Source organism: Nocardia sp. NPDC019395 (assembly GCF_040632335.1).
Classification (GTDB): Bacteria; Actinomycetota; Actinomycetes; order Mycobacteriales; family Mycobacteriaceae; genus Nocardia.
In genome coordinates, this window is sequence record NZ_JBEYBT010000004.1 from 89,014 (window position 1) to 103,548 (window position 14,535).

Here is a 14,535-nt window from a genome sequence, read left to right on the forward strand (position 1 = left end):
GTGCCGGTGGTGGAGACGATCGACCAGCGGTGGCGTTTCGACGGGAAACGCGTAGTGGTGACCGGTTGTGCCTCCGGTATCGGCGCCTGCGTGGTGACGCAGCTGCGGCAGCTGGGCGCCGAGATCGTCGGGCTCGATCTGCTCCGTCCGGGAACCGAACTCGACGAGTTCCACGAAATGGACCAGGCCGACCCGAAATCCATCGATCGTGCCGTCCGCAAGGTCGGCACGGGTGTGGACGCGCTGTTCAATATCGCCGGCGTCTCCTCGGGGATCGGCGACCCACTACGCGTGGTCACCATCAATTTCCTCGGTCTGCGGCATTTCACCGAATCACTGGTGCCGGATATGGCACCCGGGTCGGCGGTGGTCAGCGTGTCCTCGCTGGCCGCCTCCGGCTACCTCGACAACCGATGGGCCGTCAAAGGGCTGCTGGACACGGATTCCATGGCGGAAGGTCTCGCCTGGTGTGCGGAGAATCCGGACGCCCTCGCCGACGGCGGCTACCGGCTGTCAAAGGAGGCGATAATCCTCTATTCGGTGCGGCGGTCGGTGGAACTGGCCGCCCGCGGAATCCGGATGAACTGCACCGGCCCCGGCGTCACCGAAACCCCCATCCTGGACCAGTTACGCGGTGCGTACGGCCAGGACTATCTCGACGGGATCCCGAAACCCCTCGGCCGGTCTGCCGATCCCGTCGAGCAGGCGGCAGCACTGCTGTTCCTCAACAGCCGGGCCGCCGGATATATCACCGGCCAGGTGCTGTGGGTGGACGGCGGGAATCTCGCCGGACGCCTGGCGAACGAAATGGCCGGTTCCGTACCCGCGGATACGGAATGAGACCGGCGGATACCGAATGTCCGCGGATCGCAACGAGGCGACCGCGTAACAATGGGAAAGGAGGAACACCGTGGCAACTCTGACCGAATTCCGGAAAGTCGGCGACAGTGTTCGCAACTGGGGGCGCTGGGGCGAGGCCGACGAACTCGGCACCCTCAACTTCATCACTCCCGCGAAGGTTGCCGCCGCGGCGGGGTTGGTACGGCACGGCAAGGTGTTCCCACTGGGTATCGATTTCGGCTCCGCCGGACCGCAGGGCGCGTTCCAGTTCCGCCAGAATCCCACCCATGTGATGACCGTCGACGGCGGTGACGCGGAAACCCTGGTGGAATACGGTCCGAAATGGCTGCGCAACTCCGTCGCGGGCCAAGTGAGCGGGTTCTTCGCCGATAATCCGCTCCGATTCAACGACGATATGATCGTGATGCCGTTGCAGGCGGCGACCCAATGGGACGCGTTCTCGCATGTCTACTACGACGACAAGCTCTACAACGGATTCCCCGCGAACTCGGTCACCAGTATGGGCGCCTTCTACTGCGGTATCGACAAGGTCGACAGCAAAGGCATCACCAGTCGCGGTGTCCTACTCGACCTGGTGAAACACCGTGGCGCGGAAACATATCTCGCACCCGGTGAACCGATCACCCCGGACGAACTCGACGAGGTCGCGCAGCGGCAGGGCGTCACCGTCGAATCCGGTGATATCGTCCTGATCCGCACCGGCTGGTGGAACCGTTTCCTCGAAGCCCGCGACGGCGCCGAACCCTATTCGGGTCTGGACTGGCGCTGCGCCCAGTGGCTGCACGAGCACGAGATCGCGGCCGTCGCGGCGGACAACCTGATGGTCGAGAACCCGGTATCCGGCGTCGAGGGCGCCTTCCTGCCCATGCATATGCTCTGCCTCCGCGATATGGGGCTGATGCTCGGCGAATACTGGGATTTCACCGCCCTGGCCGCTGATTGCGCCGCCGACGGCGTCTACGAATTCCAGCTGATCGCCCCGCCGCTGAGCATTGTCGGCGCCGTGGGATCGCCGATCAACCCGATCGCCATCAAATAGGAGACCGGTTATGACCGTGGGAAGCACTGTGGTGGATCGCACTGAACTCGATACGGAGACAAAGCCGTTCGTTGTCGGACTCGGCGGGACGCTGCGCGCGAACTCCTCGACCGAACGAGCGCTGCGGCACTGCCTGGACGAGGTCGAGCGCCGCGGCGGGCGTACCGCGCTGTTCAGCGGCGAGGATATCAACCTGCCGATGTACAACCCGCACGATCCGGCCCGCACCCCGCAGGCCGTGGCCCTGGTGGAGGCGTTGCGTACCGCCGACGCGGTGATCGTCGGATCGCCCGGCTATCACGGTGCGATCTCCGGGCTGGTGAAGAACGCGCTCGACTATGTCGAGGATATGCGCACCGATCCCACGGTCTACCTGGACAACAAGCCCTGGGGCTGTATTACCTGCGCCTACGGCTGGCAGGCCGCGGTCGGCACGCTGGGCCAGCTGCGCGGTATCGGGCACGCGCTGCGCGCCTGGCCCACCCCGATCGGGGTCGCGATCAACTCGGCGGACAAGATCTGGGACGAGTCCGGTGCGCTGGTCGATACCGGGGTGCAGGGTCAGCTCGAGTTGCTGGCCGTGCAGGTGCTCACCAGTGCCAAGCCGATCGGCACGGCATGAACGAGTCAGGCCCGGAGGCGGCAGCGGAGCGTAACCACGGAGGGCCCTCGGTCATGCCCGATCGGCAGAGCATGAGTGGGTTCGAGCATCGGACGGTCCGGGTCGATGGTCTGCATACCCATTTCCTCGAAGCGGGTTCGGGCGAACCGGTTGTCCTGCTGCACGGCGGGGAATTCGGGGCGAGTGCCGAAATAGGCTGGGAACATACTATTTCCGCGCTCGCGCAGCGGTATCACGTCTTCGCCCCCGATATGCTCGGCTTCGGCGAATCCGCGAAGGTTGTCGATTTCACCGATGGACGCGGTATGCGTATCCGGCATATCGCGCGGTTCTGCGATGTGCTCGGGATCGAGTCGGCCTTCTTCATCGGCAATTCGATGGGCGCGGTGAATCTGCTCGCCGACACCACGTCCGAGAATCCACGGCTGCCGGTGCGCGCCATGGTGACGATCTGCGGTGGCGGGCAGATCCAGGCCAACGAACATATGCGCGCCCTCTACGATTTCGACGCCACTCTTCCCGCCATGCGCGCGATCGTCACCGCCCTGTTCGCCTCGCCGGCCCATCCCGCCGACGAGGACTATGTGCTGCGCCGGTTCGAATCGGCGACCGCGCCCGGAGCCTGGGAGGCGATCGCGGCCGCGCGGTTCCGGCGCCCCGGAGCCGAGGCGCCGGCCGGACCGGGGGACCGGCCGTTCGAACGTATCCGGGTACCGACCCTGGTCGTCGAGGGTGGTGCCGACAAACTCCTGCCGCGCGGCTGGTCCGCCGAGGTCGCCGCCCGGATACCGGACGCCCGGTCGGCGGTGATCGCCGACGCCGGCCACTGCCCGCAACTGGAACGCCCAGAAGCGGTGAACGCGCTGCTCCTGGAATTCCTGGACGAGCAGTCCCGCACCGGATCGGCTTCGGAGTACGCACACAGCGGATGAGCCGAAGCCGCGCCGGGATCGGCGGAGGGTATGTCGTTACGAGAGGAAGAGCAGCGTATGGGCAACGAGTTGGCGGGAAAGGTCGCGGTGATCACCGGCGGCGCGTCCGGACTGGGCAGCGCCATGGTCGAACGGTTCGTTGCCGAGGGCGCCCGGGTCGTCATCGGTGATATCGACGGTGACGCCGGTTCGGCCCTGGCGGATCGCTGCGGTCCCGGGGCCCTGTTCCGCACCACCGATGTCGGTGACCCCGAACAGATCGGCCACCTCGTGGACCTCGCCGTACAGGAATTCGGCGGACTGCACATCATATGTAACAACGCCGGTATCTCCGGCACGATGCACAAGAGCATCCTGCACGACGATTTCGCCGATTTCCACCGCGTGATGTCGGTGAACGTACTCGGTGTCATGGCCGGTACCCGGCTGGCCGCGAAACATATGGCCGAAAACGGCGGCGGTTCGATCATCAACCTGTCGTCGGTGGGCGGTGTGCAGGCCGGCGGCGGGGTGATGACCTACCGCGCCTCCAAGGCGGCGGTCATCCATTTCACGAAATCCGCGGCGATCGAACTGGCCCAGCACGATGTGCGGGTGAACTGCATCGCCCCCGGCAATATCCCGACCGATCTGCTCGCCAAGGCGTCCACCACCATGTCGCCGGAGAAAGCCGAACGGATGACCCGGGCCATGCGCGAGATGATGAACCGGGACCGCCCGCTGCCCCGCGAAGGCACCCCCGAGGATGTCGCCGAGGCCGCCGTCTACTTCGCCGGTGATCGATCCCGCTATCTGACCGGAACGGTACTGGCTGTCGACGGCGGCACCACCGCCGGCAAACCCGTCATGCGGCGAAGTTCAGCGGAGGCCAACGGTTCCGCCGCCGCGAAATCATGAGTGGAACCAGCCCCGACCCCCTCCACCCGAGAAAGAGCCCGTCATGAAAGTGACTGTCGAACAAGGGAAATGCATTGCCGCCGGGCACTGCGTGATGGCGGCCGACGCGGTATTCGATCAGCGGGAGGAAGACGGAATCGTCGTCCTGCTGGACGAGAACCCCCCGGACGACCTCGCCGACGAAGTCCGCGAAGCGGCCGCCGTCTGCCCCGCCATGGCCATTCACGTCAACGAGGAGTGACAATGACGAATACGTCAGGGTCCGAGACCCGCGCCGTATCCGATACCGGGGCGATCCTGGAGTACCCGATGGAACGGGCGGCCGGCTGTCCGTTCGCGCCGCCGCCCGAGGTGCTCGGGCTGGTGACCGAACGCCCGCTGTCCCGCGTCCGGATCTGGGACGGCAGCACCCCGTGGCTGGTCACCGGTTACGCCGAACTCAAATCTCTCATGTCCGATCCGCGGATCAGCACCGACGATCACCAGCCCGGTTTCCCGCATTGGAACGAGGGCATGCTCGAAATGGTGAATCACCGGGCCCGCTCGGTGTTCAATACCGACGGCGAGGAACACAGCCGCTTCCGCCGGATGATGACCAAACCCTTCACGGTGAAACGGGTCGACGCACTGCGACCGGCGATCCAGCAGATCACCGACGACCATATCGACGCCGTCCTCGCCGGTCCGCAGCCCGCGGATCTCGTCGAGGCACTGGCCCTGCCGGTGCCTTCGCTGGTGATCAGCGAAATGCTGGGCGTGCCCTACGAAGACCACGAATTCTTCCAGCAACATGCGACGACCGGCGTGTCCCGTTTCGCTACCGCGGAGGAATCCGCGAAGGGGCGAGTGGGTCTGGCGCGGTATCTGATCGACCTGATCAAATCCAAAATGGAGAATCCGGCCGAGGATATGGTCACCGAACTCGCCGAACGGGTCACCGCCGGTGAGATCTCCATGAAGGAAGCCGCGCAGATCGGCACCGGCGTGCTCATCGCCGGGCACGAGACCAGCGCAAATATGATCTCGCTGGGTACGCTCGCGCTCCTGGAGAACCCGGACCAGCTGGCCCTGCTGCGCGATACCGATGACCCCAAGGTCGTCGCGAACGCGATCGAGGAACTGCTGCGGTATCTGAGCATCATCCAGAACGGGCAGCGCCGGGTGGCCCTCGACGATATCGAGATCGGCGGGCACACCATCAAGGCCGGCGAGGGCGTGATCATCGACCTCGCGCCCGCGAACTGGGATCCGAACCAGTTCCCGAATCCGGACGCTCTGGATCTCACCCGTCCCGCCCGGTTGCATGTCGGTTTCGGTTTCGGCCCGCACCAGTGCGTGGGCCAGCAGCTGGCCCGGGTGGAACTGCAGATCGTTTTCAAAACCCTGCTGAAGCGGATTCCGACCATGCGGCTCGCCATTCCGCTCGACGAGGTCGAATTCAAACACGACAAGCTGGCCTACGGTCTGTACCGCCTGCCGGTGACGTGGTGATCCGCCGAAACAACTGCGCCGAGAGGAAATATCAGCCGTGACCACCACTGCGCCCACTGACGTCTACTACGACCCCTACGATGTCGAGCTGAATGCCGACCCGTACCCCATGTTCAAGCGGATCCGCGAGGAAAAACCGCTGTACTACAACGAAACCCACGATTTCTACGCTCTGAGCCGGTTCGCCGACGTCAACGCCGCGCTGATCGACAAGGACACCTTCAGCTCGGCCCGCGGCGCGATCATCGAACTGATCAAGGCGAATATCGAAATACCGCCGGGCGTCATCATTTTCGAGGATCCGCCGATCCACACCATGCACCGCAAACTACTGTCCCGGATGTTCACGCCGCGCAAGATCAAAGCGCTCGAGGACAAGATCAGGGAATTCTGCTGCCAGAGCCTCGACCCGCTGGTGGGCACCGGCAAGATCGATTTCATCGCCGATCTCGGCGCCCAGATGCCGATGCGCACCATCGGCATGCTGCTCGGTATTCCGGAGGAGGATCAGGAAGCCGTCCGCGATTTCGCCAATGACCAGATGCGCACCGAAGAGGGCAAGCCGATGAAGGCGTCCACGGAGGGCATGGTCAGCGGTGAGCTCTTCGAGAAGTACGTCGACTGGCGCACCGAGAACCCCTCGGACGATATTATTTCCGAGTTGCTGAATGTCGAATTCGAAGACGAGACCGGTACGCTGCGCCATCTCACCCGCGACGAAATCCTCACCTATATCAACGTCGTCTCCGGCGCCGGCAACGAAACCACCACCCGGCTGATCGGCTGGGCCGGAAAGGTACTCGCCGAGCACCCCGACCAGCGCCGCGAACTGGCCCAGAACCCGTCCTTGATCCCCGCTGCCATCGAAGAACTGCTGCGCTTCGAACCGCCGGCTCCGCACGTGGCCCGTTATGTCACCCGGGATATCGAATACCACGGTCAGACGGTGCCCGAGGGCAGTGCGATGATGCTGCTCATCGGCGCCGCCAACCGCGACCATCGCCAATTCGACCCCGATGGTGATGTTTTCGATATCCACCGGGAAAGCAAACCGCATCTCGCGTTCAGTGTCGGCACCCATTTCTGCATGGGCTCGGCCCTCGCGCGGCTGGAGGGCAGAGTCGCCCTGGAAGAGATCCTGAAACGCTTCCCGGAATGGGAACCCGATCTCACCAACGCGAAACTCTCGCCGACCTCGACGGTGCGTGGCTGGGAAAGCATGCCGGCATCCTTCTGAGTGGGAACCGGTAGCCGGGGCGGAAAGGTCGATGTACTCCGCCCCGGCCACTGGATGTCCAGCCCCTTATCTCTCGGAGTGGGGGTTGATTACCGGATGCGTCGGCCGCCCCCCTTGCCTCGATCTGTTATTCCTGGATGACCGGTTTCGGCCTTGGTAATCCACAACGTCCGCCGTTGGTCGTCGATCGCGTACCAGATTCGTGCCCCGCTTGTGACCTCGTATTGCCACTGCTCCAGTTCTGCCCCGTCGATCTTCACAGCGCTGAGAGTCGCCTTCAGTCTGTGCTGACGGGCCGGATTCTGGACACTGCGCGGTTCGGAGGTAATTGCGACCCACGCGCGGTCCAGTGCCTCGACCGCCTGCCGTTCCAGTTCGGACCAGCCACGCGCGGAATCTGTGTTGTGCAGGAGCACTCGCCACGGTTTGGGTCGAGGGACGTCATCTCCTCGCTTGTGACGGATCATCTGCGCCTACCCGGGCGGTCGACCTCCGTGAAATCAGAGGTGTCGAACGGACCGCTCAGCTGCGCTACCAGTGCTGGGTCCGTGTAGATCTCGGCGGTGTGCTTCCATGCGATCAGGTCCCTGAGGAACGGCAGGTAGTGCCCGGTGTCTGCTCCGGCGAGCAGATCATCGAGGAGTTCTCCGATTGCTTCGGGCCGGTGTTCGGCCGGTAGCCAACGTAGCCAAGGTAGCTCTTCCGCCAGGACATCTTCGGCCAATCGACGGTTCGCTTTGGCTACGAGTCCGAGCGATCGGGCGGCAAGTTGTAGAGCACCGTCCATCGCGCGATACCGCTCGTCGCGCATCAGGACGACGTTTTCGGCATCTCTGCGCTCCAGGAGCACATCGGCGTCGGCGAGTAGTGGGAAAACCGCTGTCTGCTTCCGCACCAACTCGCTGAACGGCAGGCTCTTCATCGCGCTCATGGACCCAGTGTAACACTGTGCTGAATTAGTTCAGCACTCCCAGTCCTTCCGGTCGGCGGCTCCATGATTCGCCCGTTAGGCTGGCCGGGTGTTCTTCATCTTCGGTTTCGGCACCAAGCGGCAGAACCTCGGCTCCGGAGAGACCCGGACCTGCCCGCGCTGCCACAACACGACCCAGTGGCTACGGATGCGGGAGTTCAAACAGTTCACGCTGTTCTTTGTTCCGGTCGCACGCTGGAAGCGCCGGCAGCTCGAGGTCTGCGGCATCTGCGGCACTGCGGTCGAAGTCTGAGCCGAGCCGCAAACGGGCGTGGTTAGGCTAACCTGAGTTCCATGAGTAAAGGCTTCGAAGGCCTGATGATGAAGGCCTGGCGTGCGGACAACTACACACTGACCGTCACGTCGGTTCGGTCCATCACCGACAAATACATCCGAGTGGGATTCACCGCCGGTGGGCTGCTCGCCGATCACCCCGTCCATCCCACCCAGTGGATCCGGCTGTGGTTCGATGACGGTCAGGGTAATTTCCGGCAGCGCGGATACACGCTGATAGATCAGGACCCCGAAAACGACACCTTCGATATCGAATTCGCGCTGCACTACGGCCCGGCCTCAGTATGGGCCGAGAACGCCGAGGTGGGTGACGTACTCGAGGCGAGTGTGATGGCGAAAGGTGTCGGCGCGTCCCGATTCGAGGTGCCGCATCCGGCGCCCGCCGAATTCCTCGTCTTCGGTGATACCGCCTCGCTGCCCGCTGTCAACTCGCTGCTCACCGCACTCGGCGATATTCCGGCCCGGGTATGGCTGGAATGGCAGTACGAATCCGATCCCGGCCTGCCGGTGCACGCCGGGGCCGCGCACGAGGTCACCTGGTTGCAGCGGGTGGACGACGGCCGTCTGATGCGTGAGCAGGCCGAGCGGATCACCTGCCCGGAAGGCGCTTTCGCCTGGGTCGCCTGCGATGGGCGCACCACGCGGTCCATAGTCAAGACATTCAAGGCCGGGCACCGGCTGCCCAGGGAATCGATCAAATATCAGGCCTACTGGAAGTAGCCGGGTTCAGCCCGGCCACCCTTCAGTCGAGGAACATATCGGGGATCGGGTTCGCACCGCCGCCGTACTCCGTGAGGTCGGTGCGCCCGGATTCGATGAGCGCGGTGGCGTCGATATAGCAGTTGCCGGTGTTGAATTTGGCATCGCGCGACAGGATGTCGGCGGCCGCGTCGCCCATGATCCGCGGGCTGCGGGAGGCTTCCAGCAGGTTCGTGCCGTCGGGGAGATTCGCGACGGCGGAGGTCGCGATATAGGTCTGCGGCCACAGGCAATTCGCGGCGATTCCGGCCTCGGCGTATTCCGCGGCCCAGCCGAGCGTCAGCAGTGTCATCCCGTACTTGGAGAGCGTGTAGGAGGGATGGGCGCCCAGCCAGCGGGGGCTGGTGTTCAGGGGTGGTGCGACGGTGAGGATATGCGGGTTCGGCGCCTGGCGCAGATGCGGTAGGCAGGCCCGGGTCAGCAGGAATGTGCCGCGCAGATTGATCTGCTGCATCAGGTCGAACTTCTTCGCCGACAGTTTTTCGGTGGGGTCGGTGGCGATGGCGCTCGCGTTGTTCACGCAGTAGTCGATACGACCGAAGCGTTCCAGCGCGGTCTCCACGACCCGTGCGATATCGGCCTCCTCCCGGACATCGCCCACCACGGCCGCCGCCTTACCGCCGGCCGCCTCGATCTCCGCGACCGCGGTATGCACCGTGCCCGGCAGCTTCGGGTGGGGTTCCGCCGTCTTGGCCAGGATCACCACATTCGCGCCGCGGCGGGCCGCGGACAGGGCGATGGCCAGTCCGATACCGCGGCTGGCGCCGGAGACCACCAGGGTCCGGTCGGTGAAGTTCTGCTGATCGGTCGACATGTCACTCCTGGTCGATTACGCGTTCGCGCGAAGCGGTATTGGCATTCTCATTTTCTGCAAGTATCGTATTCAACGATGAACGACGCAGTCCATACCTCCTCGGGTATCCCGCTCGATCCGGTCTACGGGCCGGACGACCGGCATACCGAACCACCCGCGCCCGGCGCGTTTCCGTTCACCCGGGGCAACTACGCCACCGGTTACCGGGGACGGCTGTGGACCTTCCGGCAGTACTCCGGATTCGGCACCGCCGAAGAGTCCAACCGGCGCTACCGCTATCTACTGGAACAGGGCGGCACCGGCTTGTCGGTCGCGCTGGACCTGCCCACCCAATGCGGCTACGACTCCGACGATCCCGAAGTGGGGGAGGAGGTCGGGCGCGTCGGTGTCGCGGTCGACACCCTCGCCGACGCCGAGATCCTCTTCGACTCCATCCCGCTGGACAAGATCAGCACCAGCTTCACCATCAACGGCACGGCCGCGATCCTGCTCGCGCTCTACGTGGCCGCGGCGGAGAAGAAGGGTGTGCCCCGGGAGAAGCTCACCGGCACCATCCAGAACGATATCCTCAAGGAATACGCCTCCCGCGGCACCTGGATCTGGCCGCCGCAGCCCTCTCTGCGACTCATCGCCGACACCATCGAGTTCTGTGCCGCGGAGGTGCCGCGGTTCAACGCGATCTCGGTGGCGGGCGCGCATTTCCGCGACGCCGGCGCGACCGCGGTCCAGGAGATGGCGTTCACCCTCGCCGACGGTGTCACCTACTGCGATACCGTCGTCGAACGCGGCCGGATGAGTATCGAGAAGTTCGCCCCGCAGATCTCGTTCTTCTTCTACACCCACGGCGATTTCTTCGAAGAGGTCGCCAAGTACCGCGCCGGGCGCAGACGCTGGGCGACCATCGTGCGCGAACGCTACGGCGCGACAACGGATAAAGCATCGATGTTCCGGTTCGGCTGTGTAGCCGGCGGTGCCTCGCTCTACGCTCCGCAGGCACAGAACAACCTCGTCCGCATCGCCTACGAGGCAATGGCGGCGGTGCTCGGCGGGGTGCAGTCGATGTTCACCGCGGCCTGGGACGAGCCGTTCGCGCTGCCCAGCGAGGAATCGGCGACCATGGCGCTGCGCACCCAGCAGATCCTGGCCTACGAGACCGGGGTGACCCGGGTGGCCGATCCGCTGGGCGGTTCGTATTTCGTCGAGGCGCTCACGGACAAGACCGAAGAGGCCATCAAGGAGATCATGACCGACCTGGACAACCGGGGCGGGATGGTCCGGGCGATCGAAGACGGATACCTGCAGGGCCTGATCGCCGACGAAGCCTACAAACTGCACCAGGAGATCGAATCCGGCGCCAAACCGATCGTGGGTGTGAACAAATTCGTCTCCGATGAACCCGCACCGGAGATCTCCACCTACGAACTCGACGCCGACGGACGGGAAACCCAGCTGAAACGGCTGGCCAAGGTGAAAGCCGAACGAGATTCCGCCGCCGTACGCGACACCCTGGCCGCACTGTCGCGGGGTGCGGAAGGAGACGACAACCTCATGCATCGTCTGATCGACTGTGCCAACGCCTACTGCACGGTGGGCGAGATGACCGCCGCCCTCAAATCGGTGTGGGGCGAATTCCAGCAGCCGGTGGTGTTCTGATGGCCGCGCGTGTCCTGGTCGCGAAACCGGGTCTGGACGGCCACGACCGGGGCGCGAAGATCGTCGCCCGCACCCTGCGTGACGCCGGATTCGAGGTCGTCTACACCGGGATCCGCCAGCGCATCGAGGACATCGTCTCGATCGCGGTGCAGGAAGACGTGGCAGTGGTCGGGCTGAGCATTCTGTCCGGTGCCCATATCGCGCTGACGAAGCGGGTGGTCGACGCGCTGCGTGCGGCCGACGCCGGGGATATCGCGGTCGTGGTCGGCGGCACCATCCCGCAGGGCGATATCGAGAAGTTGCAGGAAGTGGGCGCGGCCGCCGTCTTCCCGACCGGTACGGCGCTCGATGTGCTGGTCACCGCGATGCGGGAACTCACCGGGACAACGGCCCCGTCCTGATCTCCCGGACGCCTCGCGTCCGGGCCCGGAGCCGCCGCCGTGACGGTGGGCGGCGGCTCCCCTTGAATCATTTGTGAGAGTGGAGGAATCGTGCGTATCGGTGTGATGATCGGACCCGAGCGCGGCGATACCGCGCGCAAGGCCGCCCGGATGGTCGACGACATCAAATGGGCCGAATCGGCCGGTATGGACACCGCGTGGATTCCGCAGATGCCCACGGATTTCGACGCGCTGGTAACTATCGCGCTGCTCGGTTCGGTGACCGAACGGATCGAACTCGGGACCGCGGTGGTGCCGCTGCAAGCCCAGCATCCGATCGCTCTGGCCCGCCAGGCGCTCTCGGCGCACGCGGTGGCCGGCGGACGGCTCGCGTTGGGTGTGGGTCCCTCGCACCACTGGATTGTGCAGGACATGCTCGGACTTCCCTACGAGAAGCCGGCCGCGTACTCCCGCGACTATCTCGAAGTACTGAACCCGGCGTTGAACGGCCCCGGAACGGTGCAGGTCTCCAACGGCAGCTTCACCGTGAACAATCAGCTGGATCTCGGTCCGGTGGCCCCGCTGCCGCTGATGATCGCGGCGCTCGGACCGGTCATGCTGCGGATCGCCGGTGAACATACCGACGGCACGATCCTGTGGATGGCCGACGAACGCGCCATCAGCGACCATGTGGTCCCGCGGATCACCAAGGCCGCCGCGGACGCCGGTCGCGCGGCACCGCGCATTGTGGCCGGTCTGCCCATCTGCCTGTGTGCTTCCGGTGAGGTCGACACCGCCCGCGAGCGCGCCAACCGTATCCTCGGCGAAGCCGAGGTCTCCCCGAACTATCAGCGGCTCCTGGACAAGGGCGACGCCAAGAACGTCGGTGATATCTGCATCGCCGGTGACGAGGAAGCGATCGCGGCCGGACTGCGCCGTTACGCGGAGGCCGGCGCCACCGACCTGTCCGTGCGTCTCCTGCCGATCGGTGACAACCGGGACGAACTGGTCGCCTCGAAACGGCGTACCCGCGAAATGATCGCGCAGATCGCCGAGGACCTCCGATGATGCGATACCTCCGCCTTCGCCGACCGTATCGCCCCGTCCCGGAGGAGCTTCGATGAGCAAGGGGCCGCTGGCCGGAATCCGGGTGCTCGAGGTGGGCACCATGCTGGCCGGCCCGTACGCGACCATGATGCTCGCCGATCTCGGCGCCGAGGTGACCAAACTCGAGCCCGCCGGCGGTGATATCTCCCGCAAGGTCAGCGACTCGTACTTCGCCAGCCTCAACCGCGGTAAACGCAGTATCTGCCTGGACCTGGCTTCTGCCGAGGGGCAGGAACGGCTGGGGGAGCTGGCCGCCGAATCCCATGCGCTCCTGGTGAATCTGAAACCGTCGGCGATCCGCAAACTGGGTCTGACCTACGATGCCCTGCGCCACCACAACGAGCGCATCGTCTGCGTCGCTCTCACCGGTTTCGGGCTCGACAACGGTGACGACCCCGCATTCGATTACGTGGTGCAGGCGTCCACCGGCGTCGCCGCACTCACCGGAGATCCGGCCGGACCACCCACCCTGCCCGGCTATTCGTCCGCCGACAACTCCACCGGACTCACCGCCGCGCTCGGCCTGCTCGCCCAGATCGTCTCGGGGAAGGGCGGCCAGATCGACGTATCGCTACGCGATGTGATGCTCTCCCAGCTGAACTATCACGCCGCCGCCTACCTCGACAACGGCGTCGAACCGCAGCGCCGGCCGAACGGTGCACACTCGTATTACGTGCCCGCCCAGCTGTTCCCGACCGCTGAGGGCTACCTGGCCCTGTTCGTCACCCACGACGGCTTCTGGAAATCCTTCGCGAAGGAAGCCGGGCTCACCGGTTTCGAAGCCATGGCCGACCGGGTCGCGCACCGCGACGAAGTCCTGACTCTGGTGACCGACGCCCTGTCCACCGACACCGCCGCCTCCTGGGAATCCCGCCTCCGGCCCCTCGGTGTCCCCGCCGCCGCGGTCCGCACTCTCCCGCAGGCACTCGAAGCGACCCCCGAAATGGTCGTCCGGGCAGGCGAGCACCGCCTCGTCGCCTCCTCGATCCGGGTATCCGGCTGGACCCCTGACTACCGCCGGCCGCCCCGCCTCGGCGAACACGGAGGCTCCGCGGCCTGACGCCATCTCGCATCACCCGAAGCCACCGGACCCTGCGGAGGCCGATCGTCAGTGCGTCCTGATGTCGGGTATCGAGCGTGGTCGCGTCGCGCCGAGGTGGTGCTGTATGTAATCGAGATCGAGGATGAGGTCAGCGGTGTCGCATCGGTCAGCCGGCACGAGTCAACTCGGCATGTTTGGCAGCTACCGCTGCCGCGTCGGCCGGCCCATTGCGTTTATCGAAGTCAGCGATCAATTCGTCGAGGTTGTCGCGCTCGATCCGGCGCTGTACCGCTGGTTGGAGCGAATTCGGTATGCCGGGATCGCTCATGCGCTCGCTGCTCGCGCCTGATAATTCAGCGGTCGGGCTGACCGAGACAATGCTCCAGGACCCATCGCTGTGCGAGAACTCAGCATTCATGATGTGGGTATAGCATCCG

General features: G+C 65.0%; 17 protein-coding genes. 14 read left to right on the plus strand and 3 right to left on the minus strand.

Features of this window, described 5'->3' with window-relative positions:
- Positions 1-9 precede the first annotated feature (9 nt).
- The 8 genes from ABZ827_RS13785 (at position 10) to ABZ827_RS13820 (ending at position 7,079) form a co-directional block, all read left to right on the plus strand.
- Positions 10-840, plus strand: a complete 831-nt coding sequence (locus ABZ827_RS13785) for a coniferyl-alcohol dehydrogenase (RefSeq protein ID WP_357236821.1) — start codon at positions 10-12, stop codon at positions 838-840.
- A gap of 70 nt (positions 841-910) precedes the next feature.
- The gene (locus ABZ827_RS13790; RefSeq protein ID WP_357236823.1) at positions 911-1,900 is read left to right on the plus strand and encodes a cyclase family protein; all 990 of its coding nucleotides are present in this window, start codon (positions 911-913) and stop codon (positions 1,898-1,900) included.
- A gap of 10 nt (positions 1,901-1,910) precedes the next feature.
- Positions 1,911-2,522, plus strand: a complete 612-nt coding sequence (locus ABZ827_RS13795) for an NADPH-dependent FMN reductase (RefSeq protein ID WP_357236825.1) — start codon at positions 1,911-1,913, stop codon at positions 2,520-2,522.
- Between the two features lie 53 nt (positions 2,523-2,575).
- Positions 2,576-3,454, plus strand: coding sequence for an alpha/beta hydrolase (locus ABZ827_RS13800; RefSeq protein ID WP_357236827.1), 879 nt, complete (start codon positions 2,576-2,578; stop codon positions 3,452-3,454).
- Positions 3,455-3,511: 57 nt separating this feature from the next.
- Entirely contained in the window at positions 3,512-4,351 is an 840-nt protein-coding gene (locus tag ABZ827_RS13805; RefSeq protein WP_357236829.1) for an SDR family oxidoreductase, read from the plus strand.
- A 43-nt stretch (positions 4,352-4,394) separates the two neighbouring features.
- On the plus strand, positions 4,395-4,592 hold the full coding sequence (locus ABZ827_RS13810; protein WP_280426192.1) for a ferredoxin: 198 nt from the start codon (positions 4,395-4,397) through the stop codon (positions 4,590-4,592).
- A gap of 2 nt (positions 4,593-4,594) precedes the next feature.
- Positions 4,595-5,842, plus strand: a complete 1,248-nt coding sequence (locus ABZ827_RS13815; RefSeq protein WP_357236831.1) for a cytochrome P450 — start codon at positions 4,595-4,597, stop codon at positions 5,840-5,842.
- A gap of 37 nt (positions 5,843-5,879) precedes the next feature.
- Positions 5,880-7,079, plus strand: a complete 1,200-nt coding sequence (locus tag ABZ827_RS13820; protein ID WP_357236832.1) for a cytochrome P450 — start codon at positions 5,880-5,882, stop codon at positions 7,077-7,079.
- A 463-nt stretch (positions 7,080-7,542) separates the two neighbouring features.
- On the opposite strand, the gene ABZ827_RS13825 is transcribed toward ABZ827_RS13820, so the two are convergent.
- Positions 7,543-8,010 (minus strand): hypothetical protein, encoded by a 468-nt coding sequence (locus ABZ827_RS13825; protein WP_357236834.1) that lies wholly within the window; start codon positions 8,008-8,010, stop codon positions 7,543-7,545.
- 88 nt (positions 8,011-8,098) lie between these two features.
- Here ABZ827_RS13825 and ABZ827_RS13830 point away from each other — a divergent pair, with 88 nt between their 5' ends.
- Together ABZ827_RS13830 and ABZ827_RS13835 are read left to right on the plus strand one after the other, a co-directional pair.
- The gene (locus tag ABZ827_RS13830) at positions 8,099-8,302 is read left to right on the plus strand and encodes a zinc-ribbon domain-containing protein (RefSeq protein WP_357236835.1); all 204 of its coding nucleotides are present in this window, start codon (positions 8,099-8,101) and stop codon (positions 8,300-8,302) included.
- A gap of 41 nt (positions 8,303-8,343) precedes the next feature.
- A complete protein-coding gene (locus ABZ827_RS13835; protein ID WP_357236837.1) occupies positions 8,344-9,063 on the plus strand; it encodes a siderophore-interacting protein in 720 nt (239 codons plus the stop codon).
- Positions 9,064-9,085: 22 nt separating this feature from the next.
- On the opposite strand, the gene ABZ827_RS13840 is transcribed toward ABZ827_RS13835, so the two are convergent.
- The gene (locus ABZ827_RS13840; RefSeq protein WP_357236839.1) at positions 9,086-9,916 is read right to left on the minus strand and encodes an NAD(P)-dependent oxidoreductase; all 831 of its coding nucleotides are present in this window, start codon (positions 9,914-9,916) and stop codon (positions 9,086-9,088) included.
- A gap of 75 nt (positions 9,917-9,991) precedes the next feature.
- Between ABZ827_RS13840 and ABZ827_RS13845 the strand changes: the two genes are divergently transcribed.
- The 4 genes from ABZ827_RS13845 (at position 9,992) to ABZ827_RS13860 (ending at position 14,116) form a co-directional block, all read left to right on the plus strand.
- Positions 9,992-11,569: a methylmalonyl-CoA mutase family protein gene (locus ABZ827_RS13845; protein WP_357236841.1), complete on the plus strand. Its 1,578-nt coding sequence runs from the start codon at positions 9,992-9,994 to the stop codon at positions 11,567-11,569.
- The gene (locus tag ABZ827_RS13850) at positions 11,569-11,970 is read left to right on the plus strand and encodes a cobalamin B12-binding domain-containing protein (RefSeq protein WP_357236843.1); all 402 of its coding nucleotides are present in this window, start codon (positions 11,569-11,571) and stop codon (positions 11,968-11,970) included. The genes ABZ827_RS13845 and ABZ827_RS13850 overlap by 1 nt, the downstream gene beginning before the upstream one ends.
- A 90-nt stretch (positions 11,971-12,060) precedes the next feature.
- Positions 12,061-13,017, plus strand: a complete 957-nt coding sequence (locus tag ABZ827_RS13855; protein ID WP_357236844.1) for a TIGR03564 family F420-dependent LLM class oxidoreductase — start codon at positions 12,061-12,063, stop codon at positions 13,015-13,017.
- Between the two features lie 52 nt (positions 13,018-13,069).
- Positions 13,070-14,116, plus strand: a complete 1,047-nt coding sequence (locus tag ABZ827_RS13860; protein WP_357236845.1) for a CoA transferase — start codon at positions 13,070-13,072, stop codon at positions 14,114-14,116.
- A gap of 148 nt (positions 14,117-14,264) precedes the next feature.
- Here ABZ827_RS13860 and ABZ827_RS13865 read toward each other — a convergent pair whose 3' ends face one another.
- On the minus strand, positions 14,265-14,516 hold the full coding sequence (locus tag ABZ827_RS13865) for a hypothetical protein (RefSeq protein ID WP_357236846.1): 252 nt from the start codon (positions 14,514-14,516) through the stop codon (positions 14,265-14,267).
- Positions 14,517-14,535 lie beyond the last annotated feature (19 nt).

What these genes read in the sequence shown, in the direction of transcription:
- ABZ827_RS13795 (WP_357236825.1), top strand. Translation starts at nt 1,911, where the DNA reads ATGACCGTGGGAAGCACTGTGGTGGATCGCACTGAACTCGATACGGAG.
- ABZ827_RS13800 (WP_357236827.1), top strand. Translation starts at nt 2,576, where the DNA reads ATGCCCGATCGGCAGAGCATGAGTGGGTTCGAGCATCGGACGGTCCGG.
- ABZ827_RS13805 (WP_357236829.1), top strand. Translation starts at nt 3,512, where the DNA reads ATGGGCAACGAGTTGGCGGGAAAGGTCGCGGTGATCACCGGCGGCGCG.
- ABZ827_RS13810 (WP_280426192.1), top strand. Translation starts at nt 4,395, where the DNA reads ATGAAAGTGACTGTCGAACAAGGGAAATGCATTGCCGCCGGGCACTGC.
- ABZ827_RS13815 (WP_357236831.1), top strand. Translation starts at nt 4,595, where the DNA reads ATGACGAATACGTCAGGGTCCGAGACCCGCGCCGTATCCGATACCGGG.
- ABZ827_RS13825 (WP_357236834.1), bottom strand. Translation starts at nt 8,010, where the DNA reads ATGAGCGCGATGAAGAGCCTGCCGTTCAGCGAGTTGGTGCGGAAGCAG.
- ABZ827_RS13835 (WP_357236837.1), top strand. Translation starts at nt 8,344, where the DNA reads ATGAGTAAAGGCTTCGAAGGCCTGATGATGAAGGCCTGGCGTGCGGAC.
- ABZ827_RS13840 (WP_357236839.1), bottom strand. Translation starts at nt 9,916, where the DNA reads ATGTCGACCGATCAGCAGAACTTCACCGACCGGACCCTGGTGGTCTCC.
- ABZ827_RS13845 (WP_357236841.1), top strand. Translation starts at nt 9,992, where the DNA reads ATGAACGACGCAGTCCATACCTCCTCGGGTATCCCGCTCGATCCGGTC.
- ABZ827_RS13850 (WP_357236843.1), top strand. Translation starts at nt 11,569, where the DNA reads ATGGCCGCGCGTGTCCTGGTCGCGAAACCGGGTCTGGACGGCCACGAC.
- ABZ827_RS13860 (WP_357236845.1), top strand. Translation starts at nt 13,070, where the DNA reads ATGAGCAAGGGGCCGCTGGCCGGAATCCGGGTGCTCGAGGTGGGCACC.
- ABZ827_RS13865 (WP_357236846.1), bottom strand. Translation starts at nt 14,516, where the DNA reads ATGAATGCTGAGTTCTCGCACAGCGATGGGTCCTGGAGCATTGTCTCG.